This window comes from Pseudomonas arsenicoxydans (assembly GCF_006438915.1).
Taxonomy (GTDB): Bacteria; Pseudomonadota; Gammaproteobacteria; order Pseudomonadales; family Pseudomonadaceae; genus Aquipseudomonas; species Aquipseudomonas arsenicoxydans_A.
The window spans coordinates 135,911-154,467 of sequence record NZ_RCZE01000016.1 but is presented as its reverse complement, the minus strand read 5'-3'; the positions used below and the strand labels follow the sequence as shown (position 1 = coordinate 154,467).

General features: G+C 59.2%; 20 protein-coding genes and 2 pseudogenes. 15 read left to right on the top strand and 7 right to left on the bottom strand.

The annotated features are described in order from the left end of the window. The first annotated feature begins 537 nt into the window (after window positions 1-537). Together rhtA and EAH78_RS28130 are read left to right on the top strand one after the other, a co-directional pair. Window positions 538-1,425 (top strand): threonine/homoserine exporter RhtA, encoded by an 888-nt coding sequence (rhtA, locus tag EAH78_RS28135; protein WP_140671077.1) that lies wholly within the window; start codon window positions 538-540, stop codon window positions 1,423-1,425. A 168-nt stretch (window positions 1,426-1,593) separates the two neighbouring features. Further along, on the top strand, window positions 1,594-1,875 hold the full coding sequence (locus EAH78_RS28130; RefSeq protein ID WP_027925802.1) for a hypothetical protein: 282 nt from the start codon (window positions 1,594-1,596) through the stop codon (window positions 1,873-1,875). Here the strand turns inward: EAH78_RS28130 and EAH78_RS28125 are convergent. After that, complete coding sequence (locus tag EAH78_RS28125; RefSeq protein WP_140671061.1) at window positions 1,862-2,434, bottom strand: TetR/AcrR family transcriptional regulator; 573 nt, start codon at window positions 2,432-2,434, stop codon at window positions 1,862-1,864. The two genes, EAH78_RS28130 and EAH78_RS28125, sit on opposite strands and share 14 nt — an antisense overlap. Before the next feature lie 92 nt (window positions 2,435-2,526). Here EAH78_RS28125 and EAH78_RS28120 point away from each other — a divergent pair, with 92 nt between their 5' ends. Both EAH78_RS28120 and EAH78_RS28115 read left to right on the top strand, forming a co-directional pair. Continuing rightward, window positions 2,527-3,255 carry an SDR family oxidoreductase gene (locus tag EAH78_RS28120; protein ID WP_140671058.1) on the top strand — a complete coding sequence of 243 codons (729 nt, stop codon included), beginning with the start codon at window positions 2,527-2,529 and terminating at the stop codon, window positions 3,253-3,255. Window positions 3,256-3,291: 36 nt separating this feature from the next. Beyond that, window positions 3,292-3,882 carry a 2-hydroxychromene-2-carboxylate isomerase gene (locus EAH78_RS28115; RefSeq protein WP_140671056.1) on the top strand — a complete coding sequence of 197 codons (591 nt, stop codon included), beginning with the start codon at window positions 3,292-3,294 and terminating at the stop codon, window positions 3,880-3,882. Here the strand turns inward: EAH78_RS28115 and EAH78_RS28110 are convergent. Next, window positions 3,879-4,877 (bottom strand): zinc-dependent alcohol dehydrogenase family protein, encoded by a 999-nt coding sequence (locus tag EAH78_RS28110; RefSeq protein WP_140671054.1) that lies wholly within the window; start codon window positions 4,875-4,877, stop codon window positions 3,879-3,881. The genes EAH78_RS28115 and EAH78_RS28110 overlap by 4 nt on opposite strands. Window positions 4,878-4,981: 104 nt before the next feature. Here EAH78_RS28110 and EAH78_RS28105 point away from each other — a divergent pair, with 104 nt between their 5' ends. After that, a complete protein-coding gene (locus EAH78_RS28105) occupies window positions 4,982-5,902 on the top strand; it encodes a LysR family transcriptional regulator (RefSeq protein WP_193560107.1) in 921 nt (306 codons plus the stop codon). On the opposite strand, the gene EAH78_RS28100 is transcribed toward EAH78_RS28105, so the two are convergent. The 4 genes from EAH78_RS28100 to EAH78_RS28085 form a co-directional block, all read right to left on the bottom strand. Next, on the bottom strand, window positions 5,895-7,703 hold the full coding sequence (locus tag EAH78_RS28100) for an aminopeptidase P family protein (RefSeq protein ID WP_140671050.1): 1,809 nt from the start codon (window positions 7,701-7,703) through the stop codon (window positions 5,895-5,897). The two genes, EAH78_RS28105 and EAH78_RS28100, sit on opposite strands and share 8 nt — an antisense overlap. Window positions 7,704-7,767: 64 nt before the next feature. Further along, entirely contained in the window at window positions 7,768-8,925 is a 1,158-nt protein-coding gene (locus EAH78_RS28095) for an aminotransferase class V-fold PLP-dependent enzyme (protein WP_140671048.1), read from the bottom strand. Between the two features lie 204 nt (window positions 8,926-9,129). Then, on the bottom strand, window positions 9,130-9,744 hold the full coding sequence (locus EAH78_RS28090) for a LysE family translocator (protein WP_140671046.1): 615 nt from the start codon (window positions 9,742-9,744) through the stop codon (window positions 9,130-9,132). 103 nt (window positions 9,745-9,847) lie between these two features. Continuing rightward, window positions 9,848-10,117: a hypothetical protein gene (locus EAH78_RS28085; protein WP_140671044.1), complete on the bottom strand. Its 270-nt coding sequence runs from the start codon at window positions 10,115-10,117 to the stop codon at window positions 9,848-9,850. 398 nt (window positions 10,118-10,515) lie between these two features. Between EAH78_RS28085 and msuE the strand changes: the two genes are divergently transcribed. The 4 genes and pseudogenes from msuE to EAH78_RS28065 all read left to right on the top strand — a co-directional run bounded on the left by msuE (window position 10,516) and on the right by EAH78_RS28065 (window position 13,951). Further along, on the top strand, window positions 10,516-11,079 hold the full coding sequence (gene msuE / locus EAH78_RS28080) for an FMN reductase (RefSeq protein WP_140671042.1): 564 nt from the start codon (window positions 10,516-10,518) through the stop codon (window positions 11,077-11,079). Between the two features lie 10 nt (window positions 11,080-11,089). Beyond that, complete coding sequence (gene ssuD, locus EAH78_RS28075; RefSeq protein WP_140671040.1) at window positions 11,090-12,235, top strand: FMNH2-dependent alkanesulfonate monooxygenase; 1,146 nt, start codon at window positions 11,090-11,092, stop codon at window positions 12,233-12,235. An 82-nt stretch (window positions 12,236-12,317) separates the two neighbouring features. Next, window positions 12,318-12,824: pseudogene (locus EAH78_RS28070) on the top strand (acyl-CoA dehydrogenase family protein); the annotation flags it as partial. A gap of 24 nt (window positions 12,825-12,848) precedes the next feature. Beyond that, window positions 12,849-13,951 (top strand): annotated as a pseudogene (locus tag EAH78_RS28065) (sigma-54 interaction domain-containing protein). Here EAH78_RS28065 and EAH78_RS28060 read toward each other — a convergent pair. Beyond that, window positions 13,948-14,313: an antibiotic biosynthesis monooxygenase gene (locus EAH78_RS28060; protein ID WP_140671038.1), complete on the bottom strand. Its 366-nt coding sequence runs from the start codon at window positions 14,311-14,313 to the stop codon at window positions 13,948-13,950. The pseudogene EAH78_RS28065 and the gene EAH78_RS28060 overlap by 4 nt on opposite strands. A gap of 93 nt (window positions 14,314-14,406) precedes the next feature. Here EAH78_RS28060 and soxR point away from each other — a divergent pair, with 93 nt between their 5' ends. From soxR to EAH78_RS28030, 6 genes are all read left to right on the top strand, one after another. Further along, entirely contained in the window at window positions 14,407-14,874 is a 468-nt protein-coding gene (gene soxR / locus EAH78_RS28055) for a redox-sensitive transcriptional activator SoxR (RefSeq protein ID WP_140671036.1), read from the top strand. Window positions 14,875-15,155: 281 nt separating this feature from the next. After that, on the top strand, window positions 15,156-15,614 hold the full coding sequence (locus EAH78_RS28050; protein WP_140671034.1) for a VOC family protein: 459 nt from the start codon (window positions 15,156-15,158) through the stop codon (window positions 15,612-15,614). A 317-nt stretch (window positions 15,615-15,931) separates the two neighbouring features. Then, window positions 15,932-17,110, top strand: coding sequence for a PepSY-associated TM helix domain-containing protein (locus EAH78_RS28045; RefSeq protein ID WP_140671032.1), 1,179 nt, complete (start codon window positions 15,932-15,934; stop codon window positions 17,108-17,110). Continuing rightward, the gene (locus EAH78_RS28040; RefSeq protein WP_140671030.1) at window positions 17,107-17,649 is read left to right on the top strand and encodes a thiamine pyrophosphate-binding protein; all 543 of its coding nucleotides are present in this window, start codon (window positions 17,107-17,109) and stop codon (window positions 17,647-17,649) included. The genes EAH78_RS28045 and EAH78_RS28040 overlap by 4 nt, the downstream gene beginning before the upstream one ends. Then, window positions 17,646-17,975, top strand: a complete 330-nt coding sequence (locus EAH78_RS28035) for a hypothetical protein (protein WP_140671028.1) — start codon at window positions 17,646-17,648, stop codon at window positions 17,973-17,975. The genes EAH78_RS28040 and EAH78_RS28035 overlap by 4 nt, the downstream gene beginning before the upstream one ends. Then, on the top strand, window positions 17,972-18,544 hold the full coding sequence (locus EAH78_RS28030; protein ID WP_140671026.1) for a DUF6162 family protein: 573 nt from the start codon (window positions 17,972-17,974) through the stop codon (window positions 18,542-18,544). Before EAH78_RS28035 ends, EAH78_RS28030 begins: the two co-directional genes overlap by 4 nt. Window positions 18,545-18,557 lie beyond the last annotated feature (13 nt).

Below are 18,557 nucleotides of genomic sequence, written 5' to 3'. Positions count from 1 at the left end.
TGATAATCTTGTTGACTATCAGTCTGACTCCACAAGCACCCACACGAATTGCTTGATTCAGTTGTTAAAGAGCGGTTGGTTAAGATCTTTCGTCTCAACCGAGGCGCGCATTCTACAGCAGCCTCTGTTGCTGTCAAGCGGTTATTTTCAGAAGTTTTCAAAGTTTCGCTTGGAAATCTTTAACAACTTCAACCACTTGCGCTTCCGATCACTCGGTAGCGGGAGGCGAATTCTACAGCGTTACACGCTGCTGTCAACACCTCTTTTTCAACTCCTTTCGCGCTTCGATGACCTGAAGCCGCTTGCTGCCGAAAACTGCGTAACTCTTTGTTTACCAAGGAGTTTTCCGTTTCGACTGCGCCGGAAGTGGGGCGAATTATAGACATCCAGAATCTGTCGTCAAGCACTGATTTGGTTTTTCTATCGATCAATCCAAAATCACTGCTATATATAGACGCGCCCGCCATGAATGCGCACTATATTGCCCAACCGCACGACATCAATACTCTCGTTTCCAATTTCGGACGATGCCACGCAATGAATGATCAGCCCCGTAGCCTTGCCTCGACCTTGTTCTCGGTAGGCCTGCTAATAATAGCCATGGCCTCGATCCAGTCCGGAGCGTCTCTGGCCAAAAGCATGTTCCCGGTTATTGGTGCTCAAGGAACCACCACCCTGCGTCTGATGTTCGCCAGCGTGATCATGCTACTCATGCTTCGGCCATGGCGGGCGAAGCTCACTGCCAAATCCCTGCGCACCGTCATCATCTATGGTATGGCGCTGGGTGGCATGAACTTCCTCTTCTATATGTCGTTACGCACCGTCCCCTTGGGCATTGCCGTAGCCCTGGAGTTTACCGGGCCTCTAGCGGTGGCGATCTATGCATCGCGACGCGCGATCGACTTTTTGTGGATAGCACTCGCGGCTATCGGCTTGCTGCTCTTGATCCCTACAGGAGCGACAACTACCGGGATTGACCTTGAAGGTGCCGGCTATGCGTTAGGCGCAGGAGTCTGCTGGGCGCTATACATTCTTTTCGGGCAAAAGGCCGGCGCCGACAACGGTGTGCAGACCGCGGCATTGGGCGTGATGATTGCTGCATTGTTCGTAGCCCCTATTGGCATCGTCCATGCCGGTGCCGCGCTGCTGACTCCATCGCTGATCCCCGTGGCTATCGGCGTAGCCATTCTGTCCACCGCCCTGCCCTACACACTGGAGATGATCGCTCTCACCCGAATGCCAGCCCGCACGTTTGGCACATTAATGAGCATCGAACCTGCGATTGGCGCGCTGTCAGGCCTGTTGTTCCTCCACGAATACCTTTCACTGTCACAGTGGCTGGCTATCTTGTGCATCATTCTGGCTTCTGTGGGTGCGACCATGACCATGGGCAGCAGTGCCAAGCCAGCGGTTGCGGCAGATTGATACAGGATTTGACGCAGGTCTGGTAATTGCCGCTCAATTAGGCCATGTTTAGGCCCGCAACCCAGTGCCAGACATGGATTTTTTCAGGATAGGGACATCAGAACGCTTCAGCGAAAGCGAATGCAGCCAGACCCGGGCGCAAGACCCGGGAACGCTATAAGGACAGCAATGAAACGAATTTTGATATTGATCGCCGTACTTGCAGTTGCGGGCTGCGCAGCGACCTCGAAAACATCAGTCAAACATGGCAAGAAAGGGCTGCATATCAACTGTTCAGGGCTCTCATCCTCGTGGGACAAGTGCTACACCAGCGCCGCCAACTCGTGCGCACCCAAGGGGTACAAGGTCATCGCCAAGTCGGGGGACGCGGTGGAAGAACCAGGTGATTATCCGTTCGGCCTCAATCCCGCCGGCTACACCAGCCGCAGCATGATCGTCATTTGCAAGTAGGTTGCTGCCGCCCGGCAATCTGGCGGCCAATCTCATCGTAACTGGACTTCAATACATTACGCTGGATGTCTGGTGTCGCCAGCATCCGCGCGACCACCAAAGCTCCGATACATTGCGACAAAATGGCCCAAGCCAGGCTGTCGCTCTCCAGGATGCGCGCCCAACTCTCCTGTAGCTGACAAATCCAGCGCTCCGCCTTCTGACGAACCAGCACATCCGAACGAGCGATCTCTGCACCCAACGCGGGTAACGCGCAGCCGGATTCTGGATGCTCGACATGCGCCATGCTCAGGTAATGCTTGAGGCACCGCTCGAGCTTTTCGCGCCCCTGATCGGCGCTTAATCGCTCTAGGCTTTGGCACAGCTCACGCTCGACGATTGAGGCGAACAGTTCATCTTTCGACGAAAAATGACTGTAGAAAGCCCCGCCACTCAAGCCGATCGCCTTCATCAAACCGTCGACACCGACCGTGGAAAAACCTGACTTCTTGGCTGATAGCGCGCTGCTTTCCAGCAGTTTCTCTTTGGTTTCCAACTTGTGACTGGCCGAGTAGCGCATTGCCCTTTCCTCAGGATTGATCGTCTTGACGTGTGCCAAATCGTAGCATAACGTTCGTTCAGTTAACGATCGTTTAGCAAAGGGATCAACCCATGAATAACAAGAAGGTCGTACTGGTTGTCGGGGCGGGCGATGCCACCGGCGGCGCCATTGCCAAGCGTTTTGCCCAGGAAGGCTACGTCGCCTGTGTTACCCGTCGCAGCGCAGATAAACTTCAGCCGCTGGTCGACGCCATCAATGCCAATGGCGGCGACGCCCACGGTTTTGCCTGCGATGCGCGCAAGGAAGAGGAGGTGATTGCGTTAGTCGAACAGATCGAAAGTGAGATCGGGCCCATCGAAGCGTTTGTGTTCAATATCGGCGCGAATGTGCCCTGCAGCATTCTTGAAGAAACGGCCCGCAAGTATTTCAAGATTTGGGAAATGGCCTGTTTTTCAGGTTTTCTCAATGCTCGTGAAGTCGCCAAGCGCATGGCCAAGCGCCAACGGGGCACTATCCTGTTCACCGGAGCCACCGCGGGTATGCGCGGTGCCGCGGGATTTGCAGCATTCGCCGGCGCCAAGCACGGCATTCGAGCCCTGGCTCAAAGCATGGCGCGTGAACTCGGCCCCATGAACATTCATGTTGCTCACGTCGTCGTCGACGGCGCTATCGATACCGATTTCATCCGAGAGAGCTTTCCGGAAAAATACGCAACCAAGGATGAAGATGGCATTCTCAACCCCGAGCACATCGCCGAGAACTATTGGTACCTGCACAGCCAGCCACGGGACGCCTGGACGTTCGAGCTGGATTTACGGCCCTGGAGCGAACGCTGGTAAGCCCTCCCCTACAACAATAAACAGAGCGCACCGACCATGAGCAAAAACGTGGAGTTCTTTTTCGACCTCGGCAGCCCGGCCACCTACCTGGCGTATACCCAGCTCCCCAAAATCTGTGAGCAAACCGGCAGCCAACTGATTTACACGCCCATGCTGCTGGGTGGCGTCTTCAAAGCCACCGGCAATGCTTCGCCAGCGGTCATCCCGGCGAAGGGCCGCTATATGTTTCAAGACCTTGACCGCTATGCAAAACGCTATGGGGTGCCGCTGAAATTCAATCCGCATTTCCCCATCAACACCTTGATGCTCATGCGCGCAGTGACCGGGATTCAGTTACGTCAACCCGAGCGCTTCCTGGCGTTTATCGACTGTCTGTTTACGGCCCTCTGGGTCGAAGGCCGCAGCCTCGATGACCCGGCCACCGTCGCCGCCGTGTTGACACAAAACGGGTTTGACCCCGATGAAGTTCTCACCCTGACCGCCGACGAAGAGGTCAAAGCCGCCCTCAAGGACAATACCGAGAAAGCGGTACAGCGCGGAGTCTTCGGTGCGCCGAGCATGTTCGTCGGCAATCAGTTGTTCTTCGGCCAGGATCGGCTGGACTTCGTGGTTGAAGCCCTGAGTTAAATCTCGACCACCAACCGACCCTGCGCACCGCCCTCAACGAGCAACACATGAGCGGCCTCGGCAGTTTCCAGCGTGAACTGCCGAGGATCGAGCAGCGGTTTCAACTGACCCGCCTCAATCAATCGCATCGCGTCCTGAAGAATCTGGCCATGATGCTCATACCCTTTGCCGGTCAACAGCGGCAACAGCGTAAACACCCCGGAATAACTCGCCCCACGAAACGACAACGGCGCAAGGCTGTGTTGCCCCCATCCCAGACAACTCACCACATGCCCTTCATAAACCCGAACTGCCTTGAAGGAATCATCCAATACGCCACCGCCCACCGTGTCATAGACGACATCAAAGACCTCCCCCGAAGTGAACTCAGCCACATAGTCCTCCACCGAAGACGCACGATAATCGATGAACGTTGCACCGAAGCTTTCAATGATCCCCTTATGACCCGCTGAACCCGTCGCGAACACTTCTGCGCCGAAAGCGCGGGCAATTTGCACAGCCACGTGCCCGACGCCACCCGCGCCACCGTGAATAAGCACTTTTTGACCGGCCCGAACCCGAGCCCGATCAACCAGCCCTTCCCACGCCGTGATCAATACCAACGGCAACCCTGCGGCCTCGCGCATGCTCAGATTTTTCGGTTTGTACGCCAGAAGCCGCGAATCGACGACCGCGAACTCCGCGAGTGAGCCCTGCGCACCACCGATTCCGGTCGCCATCGCATAGACCTCATCCCCCGGCTGCCACTCGCTGACGCCCTCTCCTGTCGTCTCAACGATCCCCGCGAGGTCCATGCCCAACACAGTCGGCAAAGGCTGCCGTGCATGAGCCGCCTGTCCCGAACGAATCTTTGCATCCAGCGGATTCAGCCCGCTGGCCTTGATCCTCACCAGCACTTGGCCCGCCCCCGGCACCGGCCGCGACAGGGAAACCAAGCGTAAAGGGCCGTTGGCCGAGTCAACCATCAGAGCGCGCATTTCAAGTGAGTCAGTCATTTCGGCAAATTCCGTGAGAAGTGGATGTGGGATTTATCTTCTTCCTGTTCACTCATGCCGATAAGACGCTATATCGCTATAGTGATCATGCCCATACGGCATCAATGAGAACTCCCGTGGACACACTCAACGCAATGGCCACTTTCGTCCGGGTCGTCGAACGAGGCAGCTTCTCGGCCGTAGCCCGGGAAATGCAGACCAGCCAGCCGACCATCAGCAAACTGCTAAGGGCGCTGGAAACCAGACTGGGCGCCAAGCTGATTAGCCGCAGCACCCGCCAACTGTCTCTGACTGATGAAGGTCAGCGCTACTACAACGAATGTCGGCAGATCCTCGCCGCAGTGGACGCGGCGGAACAGCGATTTCGATCGGATCGCGAATCCGTCGCCGGCAACCTGAAAATCGGTTCTTCCGTGAGTTTTGGGCGCTTGCACATTGCACCGCGACTCCCTGAGTTTCTCAAAACGCACCCTCAGGTTCAGATTGACCTGCAACTCAGCGATCAAAATCAGGATTTGGTCAGTGAAGGGCTGGACGTGACGTTCAGAATCGGCGAGTTGATCGACAGTGGCCTGCTCGCGCGTCACATTGGCACCACCCACCGGATCACCGTTGCGGCACCGGACTACCTCAAACAACACGGCCAGCCGCACACCCCGGAAGAACTCGGCGCGCACAATTGCCTGCAATTCAATTTGCTGAACAGTCAGAACCTATGGCATTACGAAAGAGGCAACCAGCGCCACGAAGTGCGCATCAGGGGTAATGCGCAAAGCAACAACTCCGAGGCCATTCGCGAGATGGTGCTGGGGGGATTGGGAATTGCGCTGTCGCCGGTGTGGCTATTCAGCGACGATCTGAAGGCCGGTCGAGTGAAGGCGATTTTGCAAGACTACACCGCACAGTCGCTGCCGATTCATGCAGTGTCCCCGGCGAACCGTCGCCAATCCGCCAGGGTCAGAGCTTTTGTCGATTACATGAGTCAGGCGCTCGAACAAGCGCCTGAACTCCAACCCGTCAAATAGCCGCGGTGCGGGTATTCAACCACTCAAGGGCAGCGCCCTCGAGCAACGGGCTCAAGCGCTCGCGCACTTCGGCGTGGTAGGCGTTGAACCACTGCTTCTCTTCCAGGGTCAGCAGCGACGGCTCGAGGCATCGGGTGTCGATCGGGCACAGTGTCAGGGTTTCGAACTTCAGGAACTCACCAAATTCGCTGGAGCCCGCCTCACGGTTCAGCGCCAGGTTCTCGATCCGCACCCCCCAACGCCCTGGACGATAAGTGCCCGGCTCGATGGAGGTGATCATGCCCGGTTGCATCGCGGTCTGCGGAGTAGCAGCGGCCTGATAGGCGATGACTTGCGGGCCTTCGTGAACGTTGAGGAAGTAGCCAACGCCATGGCCGGTGCCGTGACCGTAGTCGACGCTTTCAGCCCAGATCGGCGCGCGAGCGATGGCGTCGAGCAAGGGCGACAGAATCCCCCGAGGGAATTGCGCGCGAGACAGCGCGATCACGCCTTTGAGCACGCGTGTGCAATCGCGTTTCTGTTCGTCCGTCGGAGTACCGACGGGCACCATTCGCGTGATGTCGGTGGTGCCACCGAGATACTGACCGCCGGAGTCGATCAACAACAGACCGTCACCCTCGATCACTGCGTGCTCTTCTTCGGTGGCGTGGTAGTGCGGCATCGCGCCATTGGCGTTGAACGCGGCAATGGTGTTGAAGCTCAGCGACACGTAGCCCGGACGTCGGGTGCGTGCGGCCGTGAGGTGTTCGTCGATGGTCAGTTCGGTGATGCGCTCACGACCCAGGGCCGAGTCCAGCCAGGTGAAGAATTCGCACAGGGCGGCGCCGTCCTGCTCCATGGCCTGACGAATATGCTCGGCATCGGCCAGGCTTTTTTGCGACTTGGCGAGCGTGGTCGGGTTCAGGCCTTCGACCAGTTTTACGCCGTTGTCGAGGTTGTCCAGCAAACCGGCGGTGACGCGCGCCGGATCGACTTGCAGGCTCGCGCCGCTTGGCACGGCGCGCAAGGCTGTGGCCACTTCACTGTAATCGCGCAGGGTCACGCCGTCCTGTTCAAGCACCGCACGCAGTTCGGCATCGACTTTGCTCAGGGCCACGAACAGGGTGGCCTGCTCCTGGCTGATCAAGGCGAAGGACACGAACACCGGGTTGAACGACACGTCGCCGCCGCGCAGATTGAACAACCAGGCGATGTCATCGAGGGTGGCGACAAAATGCCAGTCAGCGCCACGATCCTTCATCACCTTGCGCAGGTTCGCCAGTTTCTCGCCACGGCTGACCGTCGCCTGTGGTGGCAAATGCTGATAGATAGGCTCATTTGGCAGCGTCGGGCGATCGCTCCAGACTTCGCTCAACAGATCGATGTCGGTACGCAGGCGGGCGCCGCGATCTTCGAGTTTGCCACCCAGCGTACGCGCCGACGCCACGGCCATCACCGCACCGTCCACCGCGACGACGCCGCCTTCAGGGGTTTGCTCGGCCAGCCAATCCAATGGACCAGGTTGACCTGGTTGCAGCTTGACCAGTTCGATGCCGCTGCCCTTGAGTTCCTTGGTCGCTTGCTCCCAATAACGACTGTCTGCCCAGACGCCGGCAAAATCCGGGGTCACGATCAGTGTGCCGACCGAACCATGGAAACCCGACAACCACTGCCGTCCCTGCCAGTAGCCCGGCAAGTATTCCGACAGGTGCGGATCGGCCGACGGCACCAGCAAGGCATGAATGCCTTCACGGCTCATCAGTTCGCGGGTTTGCGCCAGGCGCTGTGGCACCGATCCATTGATCGAAGGCTGCGTACTCATCGTGTCTCCTGCTAATCACTTCAGCTTATTGTTGAGTGCCGATCTGAGTCGGCGCTTTAAGGCGCTACTGCCAGAATGCCGGGGCACTGGCGCAGGCCGCTTTGATCAGTTGTACCGCTTGGTCGATATCTTGTTCGGTGGTGAACCGGCCGAGACTCAAACGAATCGTACGGCTCGCCGAGCGGGCGTCATGCCCCAGGGCCAGCAGCACATGGGAAGGAACGTTGCTGGCGGAGTTGCAGGCCGACGTCGCAGAAAAGGCAATCGAATGGCTCAACGCCGCAGAATTGAACTCACCTTCACTGAAGGTCAGGCTCAGGGTATGGGGAATGCGCTGGGTCGGGCTGCCATTGAGGCGAACGCCAGGAAGGCTCAGCAGTTGCTCGAGCAAACGTTCGCGCAAGCACACGATCGTGGCCTTCTCTTCATCGAACACGTCGGCAGCCAATGCGAAGGCCGCGCCCATTGCTACGATCTGATGAGTCGCAAGGGTGCCGGAGCGCAACCCGCCTTCGTGACCACCGCCGTGAATCTGAGCCTGCAAGCGTTGCTGCGCGCGCGGGCCGACGTACAACGCACCGATGCCTTTGGGGCCGTAGATCTTGTGCGCGGAAAACGACATCAGGTCCACCGGCAGGCGTGCCAGATCAATGGCCACTTTGCCCGCGCCTTGAGCAGCGTCGACATGAAACAGCGCATCGCGTGCACGCACGACTTCACCGATAGCAGCGATATCGTTGACCGTGCCCAGTTCGTTGTTGACCAGCATCAGCGACACCAGAAAGGTGTCTTCGCGCATCGCTTCGCTGACCGCTTGCGCCGTGATCAGACCCTCGGCGTCGGGCACCAGATACGTCACTGCAACACCGGCGTCCTGCAATTGCTTCGCCGTGTCGAGAATCGCCTTGTGTTCGATCTGGCTGGTAATGATGTGCCCGCCGCTGATACCGCGGGCCTGGGCCACGCCCTTGAGCGCGAGGTTGTTGGATTCGGTGGCGCCGGAGGTCCAGACGATCTGCTGCGTCGTGGCGCCGACCAGTTCGGCGACTTGCTGCCGGGCGTGCTCGACCGACTGTCGGGCTTGCTGACCATAGGCATGGGAGCTGGACGCGGGGTTGCCGAAATTGCCGGTATAACCCAGACACTCGACCATGACCTTGATGACTCGCTCATCCACCGGCGTGGTGGCGGCGTAATCGAAATACAACGGACGCTTATTCATAAAAGACTCGCAGAGCGTGTTCCGGGATCAGGAAGCTCAAGACGGAAACGTCAAGGCGCAGCCTTGTGAGCTGCGCCGATATTTCAGCACGTTAGAAATACCTGATCGGAAGCCGTTAAAGAAGAACAACTTCATTTAAAAGTGCGTAGGAACGCTCCTGAAGTCGAGCTTAACAGGCATCGGGCAACCGGTTGAAGCAATGCGTCAGCTAAAGCTTTCAAGAAGTAACGGATACAGCGAAGCCACCAGCAGCGCCGCCATGCCCCAATTGAACAGGCGCAACCAGCGGCGATCTTTCAGCACATTGCGTAACAGTGTGCCGCAACCGGCCCAGACACTGACGCTCGGCAGGTTGATCACGGCAAACACCGCAGCAATGACAATCACATTGGTGAAATAGCCCTGCATCGGCGTGTAAGTGCTAATGGCACCGATGGCCATGATCCACGCCTTGGGATTGACCCATTGGAACGCCGCTGCGCCGAGGTAAGTGATGGGTTTGCTTTCGCCCTTCTCGCTCTCGGAGACCGGACCTGAACGGGCGATTTTCCATGCCAGATACAGCAAATACGCCGCGCCGACGTAGCGCAACACGGTGTAGAGCAAAGGATAGGTTTGAAACACGGCGCCGAGGCCGAATCCGACGGCGACCACCAGGACAAAGAAGCCGCAGGTGATGCCCAGCATGTGCGGGATGGTGCGGTTAAACCCGAAGTTCACGCCCGATGCCAGCAACATGGTGTTGTTGGGGCCGGGAGTGATCGAGGTGACGAGCGCAAACAGGGCGAAGCCCATCAGCAGATCGAGTGAGAGCGTCATGAGCGGCAGTCCATCAGGGTCGGTCGGGTGTTAAGACCCTATCGCACACCTTGCCGGAAACCCATGGACAGTTACGTGAAACTTCGAGCGGTACAGTTTTCGATCAGCTTGGTCGACCGTGTAGCTGTACAGCACGTTCGGCGTTCATCTCGCCCTGTTTGTCGAAGCTGAACGACTTTTGCGGTTGACCGAGCAATGCGGCTTTCTTCGCGTGGTACTCCTCGAAGGACAGACCACGACGGTTCAGATCCTCTAGCGCCAATTCCTTGGATTCTTCGGCGGTGTAGGGCCGTAATTCCGGCGAAACATGACTGGCACATCCGGCAAGAACAGCGATTGCCAGCAGCAAGGAAGTGGCGATTAGAGGTTTCATGGTTGGCGTCCTGCATCTGGGTTCGGGGGAATGAACACAGGCTACTCGCGCGGCTTCGCGGGCAGAAATCAACGCTTTCAATAGTGGCTATCGACTCAGGCAAACCCTCTCCTGCTACGCCCAGATATATTCATTTATGATCTATAAATATTTATTTAATGTCTTTTACGGAATATTGAACAGCCTTTATAACAACACCATCACTTCACGAACTGTTGCCGGAACAACTGTTTGCCAGGCAACAGTCATCCGGCAAACAGCCCCGAAAACAGTACTGCGCCAGCCAACAAACATGCTCAAGGCCCCGTAAACAGGGGCCCGAAGGATTTGGTACAGCTCTTGCTCAACCCAAGAACTACTCACTGCTCCCCGAGCAACTGTTGAAAAAGGAACTGATCATGTCCCGCGCGCTGAAAGTCGTCGCCCTGTCGGGCGGAACCTGGAGCCCGTCTCGCACCCTGGTGCTGACTCAGGCGCTTTTGAGCGAACTGTCGGAGCAATTGCCGATCGAGAGCAGGCTGATCGAACTCGGCGACATCGCTCGCGCCCTGGGTGCGGCACTCTCGCGACAAGAGTTGAGCGCCGAGATTGAAGCCCAGTTGCAAGCGATCGAGAACGCCGACCTGCTGATTGTTGCCGCGCCGGTGTATCGCGGCTCCTATCCGGGATTGCTCAAGCACTTGTTCGACCTGATCGACCTCAATGCCCTGATCGACACGCCGGTGTTGCTGGCGGCCACGGGTGGCAGCGAACGCCATGCGCTGGTCCTCGATCATCAATTGCGCCCACTGTTCAGTTTCTTCCAGGCCCTGACCCTGCCGATTGGCGTCTACGCCACCGAAGCCGATTTCTTCAACTACCAAATCACCAGTGAGCCCTTGAAGGCCCGCATTCGTCTTGCTGCAGAACGCGCCGCGCCGTTGTTCGGCGTGCACCGCAAAAATCTGCTGAAAATAGCTTAAGGATTTCTTCATGGATGTTTTCTGGTTCCTGCCCACTCACGGCGACGGCCATTACCTGGGCACCACCCAGGGCGCACGCCCGGTCACGCTCAACTACCTGAAGCAAGTGGCCCAGGCCGCCGACAGCCTTGGCTATCACGGTGTGCTGATTCCCACTGGGCGTTCCTGCGAGGACTCGTGGATGATTGCTTCGGCATTGGTGCCGCTGACCGAACGCCTGCGTTATCTGGTGGCCATCCGCCCGGGGATCATCTCGCCGACCGTCTCGGCGCGCATGGCGGCCACGCTGGATCGTCTGTCCAATGGCCGATTGCTGATCAATGTGGTGACCGGCGGCGACCCGGATGAAAACCGTGGTGACGGTATTTTTCTCGACCACAGCGAGCGCTACGAAGTCACCGATGAATTCCTGCAGATCTGGCGCCGGGTGCTGCAAGGCGAGTCGGTGGATTTCGAAGGCAAACACCTTCAGGTGCAAAACGCCAAGGCCCTGTATCCGCCGGTGCAAAAGCCCTACCCGCCGCTGTACTTCGGCGGATCTTCCGAAGCCGCCCATGAGTTGGCCGCCGAGCAGGTGGACGTCTACCTGACCTGGGGCGAACCTCCGGACGCCGTGGCGCAAAAACTGGCGAATGTGCGTGAACGTGCGGCGAGGAAGGGTCGCACCGTGAAGTTCGGGATTCGCTTGCATGTGATCGTGCGCGAGACCGCCGACGAGGCCTGGAAAGCGGCGGACAAACTCATCGAGCACATCAGCGATGAAACCATCGCGGCGGCGCAGAAGTCGTTCTCGAGGTTCGACTCCGAAGGTCAGCGACGCATGGCGGCGTTGCATGACGGACGTCGCGACAATCTGGAAATTGCCCCCAATCTCTGGGCCGGTGTCGGTCTGGTGCGGGGCGGTGCCGGGACGGCGTTGGTTGGTGATCCGCAGCAAGTGGCGGCGCGGATCAAGGAGTACGCGGACCTGGGAATCGAAAGTTTCATCTTCTCCGGGTATCCGCATCTTGAAGAGGCTTATCGGTTTGCCGAGTGGGTGTTCCCGTTATTGCCGGAGCCGTACGCCAGCCTGGCGGGACGCGGCACCACCAACCTGACCGGGCCCTTTGGCGAAATGATTGCCAATGATGTGCTGCCCACCAAAGCCACGGCGTGACCAACACACCCCTCTTTGAGACTGGGAACTTTGTGGCGAGGGGGCTTACTCCCGCTGGACTGCGCAGCAGTCCCAAAACCAGCGGCCCTTGATTGCCCAACTCACGTTCACCCACATGTTCCTCGGCATCGCCGAAGGCGCCTTCGAAGAAGCGCGGAAATACACGCTCACCGAAACCCGGCCGTGGCACAAATCCACGGCTCACGAAGTGCGTCAGGATCCTTATGTCCTCGGCCATTACGGCGAATTCTGGGTCGCCCTCGAAGGCGTTCGATTGCTGGTGGAACGCGCCGCCGAACTGCTCGACAGAGCCTGGGCCAAAGGCCCGACTCTCAGCGCCGAAGAACGCGGACATCTGGCCACCGCCATCGCCACGGCGAAGGTCGCTGCCACGCGTAATGGTCTGGGGCTGTGCAGCCGACTGTTCGAAGTGACCGGTGCGCGCTCGACTCACGCGTCCCTGCGACTCGACCGTCGCTGGCGCAACCTGCGCACGCAAACCCTGCACGACCCGGTGGATTACAAACTCCATGAGCTGGGTGACTGGGCGCCGAACCAGGCCCTGCCCGTTCCGACTTTCTATTCATAGCCTTCTCTTCATGGAGCGAACCCCATGCAACTGCTGACCTTACCGCCTTCGCCCGCGCTGGCGACCTCGATCCGCGCCACCGCGCAGGTGTTCGAAGACCCGAAATCCCAAGCCTTGCTCGCCCATCTGCAGCAAGTCGCGCCCAGTGAAGCCAGCGTGCTGATCATCGGCGAAACCGGCACCGGCAAAGAGCTGGTCGCGCGGCACATTCACAACCTCAGCGCCCGGCGCAACCGGCCGTTCGTGGCGGTGAACTGCGGCGCCTTCTCCGAATCGCTGGTCGAGGCCGAACTGTTCGGCCACGAAAAAGGTGCCTTCACCGGCGCGTTGAGCGCCAAGGCCGGCTGGTTTGAGAGGCCGATGGCGGCACCTTGTTCCTCGATGAAATCGGCGATTTGCCGATGGCGATTCAGGTCAAGCTGCTGCGCGTGTTGCAGGAGCGCGAAGTGGTGCGGCTCGGTTCGCGCAAAAGCATTCCGATCGACGTGCGCGTACTGGCCGCGACCAACGTGCAACTGGAAAAAGCCATCAACGCCGGGCATTTTCGCGAAGACCTTTATTACCGCCTCGACGTCGTCAGCCTGGAGCTGAGCCCCTTGCGCGAGCGTCCCGGCGACATCCTGCCGCTGACCCGACATTTCGTCGACGCCTACAGCCGGCGCCTGGGCTACGGCAGCATCACCATCAGCAAAGAAGCCGAATTGAAACTGCGCAGCTACAGTTGGCCGGGCAACATCCGCGAGCTGGAAAACGTCATTCACCACACGCTGCTGATCTGCCGCAACGGCGTGATCGAACGCGATGATTTGCGCCTGTCCAACATGCGCATCGAGCGCCAGGACGACTGCCACACCAGCGTCGACGATTCACCGGAAACCCTGCTGGATCGAGCCTTTCAAAAACTCTTCGCAGAACAGGCCGGCGCGCTGCACGAAAAAGTCGAAGACGCCTTGTTGCGCGCGGCCTATCGCTTCTGCCATTACAACCAGGTGCACACCGCTGCCCTGCTGGGCCTGAGCCGAAACGTCACGCGCACGCGGCTGATCAAGATCGGCGAACTGGCCGTGAACAAGCGCCGGGTGATGGAGAATGTCCAGGGCGAGCGGGTGATGCAGCTGTCGATTTAGCCCACCAGGCGGCAGTGCAGCGCGTTGTCTCGGCTGAGCGCCAGGCTGTGCAGCACATGGAACGAGCCGAACGTCACGGTCTTCGCCTGATGGGCGCGGATCAGTTGCCAGAAATCCTGTTCGCCGCTTTCGAAACTGCGAAAGGCCGCCTCTCCCGCCGCGCGGGTTTGCCATTGCAGGTAGTTGAGCACGCGCCGGCCATCGTCGCTGGCCTGGATGCTGGCACTCAAAAAACCACTGAAATCCCGGGCCAGGCGCTCGGTCTGGTCAGACAAGGCCGACACCAGCGCAGGTTGCTGATGCGGTTCGATCTCGAACTCGATCAGTTGGGTGAAACTGCGATTGTTCTCTGACGGTTGCATGAATAGTCCCCCTCACATGTCAGGCGGATCTTGCGATCCGAAGGCCTGCAGGGTAAAACCTCTAGTTAACTAGAGGTCAAGCAGGATTTTTAAATGATCGCCCCGGAAAATCTGCACAAGGAACTCACCGTCGGCCAATTGGCCGCCCGCAGCGGTGTGGCGGTCACGGCGCTGCACTTTTATGAATCGAAGGGGTTGATCAAAAGCACGCGCAATCAGGGCAACCAGCGGCGCTATCCACGGGAAGTGTTGCGGCGGGTCGCGCTGATCAAAGTGGCCCAGCGCCTGGGGATTCCGTTGGCCGAGATTGGTGACGCGCTGAAGTCGCTACCAGATAATCGCGCGCCGACGGCGGCGGACTGGAAGGTGTTGTCGGCGCAGTGGAGCCGGGATCTGGACGAGCGGATCAATCAGCTGAGGTTGCTGCGGGACAAGCTGAATGGCTGCATCGGGTGTGGGTGTTTGTCGATGGAGGCGTGTCCGTTGCGCAATTTTGGCGATGTGCTGGGGGAACAGGGGCCGGGGGCGCAGCTGCTGGAGTCAGGGTCAAGTCCGAAATAGCGTCCTGTCAATCAACAAAGATTCTGAACCCCGGCGCAATCTGCCCTTTTTAGCGGGTCAGGATGAACTGCCGAACCTCATCCGAATTCAACGCCTTGGCCAGTTTCTGCAAACGTTTTTGATGAAGTAGCCGAGCAATCTGCTGCTGCACTGTTGATGGCTGAACGGCGAGGCTGCTCGTCGGCTACTCGGCTGCCTGCACGACACTGACCTATATTTATCCGGCCGGGAATCGGCGCAGGACACCTTTCCACCCACAACAACAAACAGGGAGATTCATCATGAGCGTCAAACCCATTCCAGAGGGTTATCACAGCATCACCCCGTATCTGGGCATTCAAAAAGCAGCAGAAGCGATCGAGTTCTACAAGAAGGCCTTTGGCGCCATCGAAGTCATGCGCCTGGCCATGCCCGATGGCGGTATCGGTCACGCCGAACTGCGGATCGGCGACTGCCCGATCATGCTTGGCACGCCGTGCGACCAGGGGCCGTTGAGCAATCCTGACAACTCGCCGTCAGTGGGCCTGCATCTGTATGTGACGGATGTGGACAAGTCCTATAAACAGGCTATTGATGCGGGCGGCACGGTGGTGTCCGAGGTCAAGGATCAGTTTTACGGCGACCGCTCCGGGACGCTGAAGGATCCGTATGGGCATTTGTGGTTCCTGGCCACGCGCAAGGAAGACCTGACTCAAGCGCAGATTGAGCAGCGGGCGAAGGAGATGTTTCAGCAGGGTTGAGCGCTTTGTCGCCGCTTCTGGCCCCTTCGCGAGCAAGCCCGCTCCCACATTTGATCTTCGCCGTGACATAGATCAAATGTGGGAGCGGGCTTGCTCGCGAAAGGGCCACCCCCAACACCGCAAATCTCCTTCTGTAACAACTACCCGCCAATAAGAAACATTTACTTTCATCTCCCCCTTCGGGATTTTCGATCCTCATCCGTCTTATAGAGATGCAGTCGGCGTGCGCACGCAGCAGCCACCGCCGGCCTTTTCATGGACCTCAACGCTGGGAAGCCCGCAGCAGAGGTTCTCTCATCGATACAAGACCTTTAATCATGTCGAAGAAATCCCGTTCCAAACTCTGGTTTCTGGTCCACAGCTGGCTGGCATTGCCGATCTGGTTTTTCGTGCTGATTGTCTGTGTCACCGGCACATTGGCGGTGATCAGTCAGGAAATCGTCTGGCTGGCCAACCCGCAAATGCGCGCCAGCCAACCTAGCGACGATGCGCCGTTGCTCAGCTATGACCAGATCATCGCGGCCATCAAAAGGGCCGAGCCGGACACGCTGGTCGAATCCATCAGCCGCCCCGATGAATCCCACTTCGCTCTCGACGTCAGCGTCAGCTATCCCGACGGTCGGTCGGTGACGGTGTACGTCGACCCGTACAGCGGCGTCATTCAGGGCACCGCCCCGGCCTTCGATTTCAAGGCGTTTACCCGAGCGCTGCACGGCTGGTGGCTGGTGCCGTTCACCAACGGTTACAGCTGGGGCTGGTACCTGGTGTCTTTCTTGAGCCTGCCGTTGCTCGCGTCGCTGGTCACCGGGCTGGTGGTCTACAAAAAATTCTGGAAAGGCTTTTTCCGACCAACCCTGCGCATTCGTCATGGCGCACGAATTTTTTGGGGCGACTTTCATCGCCTCAGCGGTATCTGGTCGATCTGGTTCATCGCGGTGATTTCCATCACCAGCACCTGGTTCCTGATTCAGGCATTCATGTTCGATAACCAGGTCTCGATTTCCACCGCGCCGGTGGCCCTGGTGGTGCCGCGTGAGAGCGTACCGGTGACCAGCGACGGCTCGCCCGCACCGACGATCAGCCTCGAAACCGCGATTGCCCAGGCCAAGGAACGCATTCCTGGCCTGGAAGACAGCTTCGTCAGCCTGCCCGCCAACGCCTACAGCTACCTCTCGGTGGGCGGGCGCAGCTGGTATCCGCTGATGTACCAGACGGCCGACATCAATCCGTACACCGGCGACGTCGCCGCCACGCGCCTGCTGTCGGACCGCACCGGCCTGGAGCTGGTGACCGAGTCCATGCGCCCCTTGCACACCGGTGATTTCGGCGGGATCTGGATCAAGCTGATCTGGTTCTTCTTCGGTTTGATCCTGAGCATGATGGTCCTCAGCGGCCTGCTGATCTGGACCAAACGCACCGCCCTCGCCACGGCCAACGCCCTCAAGCGCAGCAACAAACACGCACGGCTGCAAACCACCACGGAGGTCAGCCAATGAACACGCACGCCAAGCCAACACCGGACTCCACGCTGCGCCGCTTCTGGCTCAAATGGCGCTTCCACATCAACGTCCTGCTGTTGTTGGTGCCGCTGGGGTTCATGCCCAAATACTTCGCTGACGCGGCGCTGTTTCGCGGCGATACCGGGCTGGGAGAGCGAGAGATCGGAGACGTCCAGGTCGGTCCGTGGAGCCTGCGTCTGGCCGAGCTGCGCAATGAGGCCCCCACACTCGACGGACCGGCCGGCCATATGAAGAACTTCACCGCCGCGCTGTGCGACCGCTGCCGCGATCAGGTCAAGGCGACTTACCTGCGCATCGGCAAACCGCGCAGCCTGCGGGCCGCCGGGGTGATTTTCTTCGGCACGCCACATCGCATGGGCGCCATGCTGCCGATCCCTGAAAAGACCAAGGCTGACGCCGAGCTGTGGATCACCATGGAAGGCTGGGACGGTGCGATGCACCAGGCCGCCCTGCCCCTGAACCAGGCATCGCCGGCCACCGTCGCGTGGCTGAACCAACAAGGAGGCAAACCATGATTCGCGTTTTTCGCCCACTCCAAACCGTGTTGCTGGTGCTCTGCACCGGTTTCAGTGCCAGCGCGCTGGCGCACAACCCGATGTGCGAATGCAAAGCCGTCGATGCCGAACAGATCAAATGCACCGGCGGTTTCTCCGACGGCAGTGGCGCGCCGGGCGTGACCCTGGACGTGATCGGCTACGACGAAACCATTCTGGTGCCGGGCAAACTCGGCGCCGATTCCACGTTGACCTTCAAGAAACCCGGCGCGGAATTTTATGTGCTGTTCGACGCCGGTCCCGGCCACGTCGTCGAGATCGACCAAGCGGACATCGAAACCCCATGAGTACGCCCACCACACAGATCGTCCGCCCGGCCGGTGCCGGCCATGAAACCCTTTATGTGCTGCTGTTGTGCCTGATGATTCTGGCGGTGGCCGGTTCGGTGGTCGCCTGGCGCCACGAATCCCAGGCCGTGAGCAGCGTCGGCAGCCATCAACTGGATGCCCGCCGTGACTTGAGCGCGTCCGAGCAAGGGATCTACGCCGACCTGCGGGTGACGCTGGACGAGATTCACCTGCTGCAACAGGAACAGCAAACCCTGCCGACACCTGAAGCCCTCGCCGAAGAAGGCTTTGCACCGTTCGCCCAGGACGCCAGCTCCGTCAGCCGTGGCGCCCATGCCTGGCAATTGCTCGACGCCAAGGCGTACTTCGGCCAGAGCCAGACACCTGCCGTGGCCGGTTCGTTTTTGATGCGCCTGACCGCTGGCGACGACGCACCGGACATCTGGCTCAACCGCGCCGCCGACCTCAAAGCCCCGACTGACTTGACGGACGCCTCCCTCGAAAGCGCCGGCTGGCAACTGATCGTCGCGCAATTCGATGCCGGTGTGACCCGCCAGCACCGGCACTGAACCCTCGCCTTCA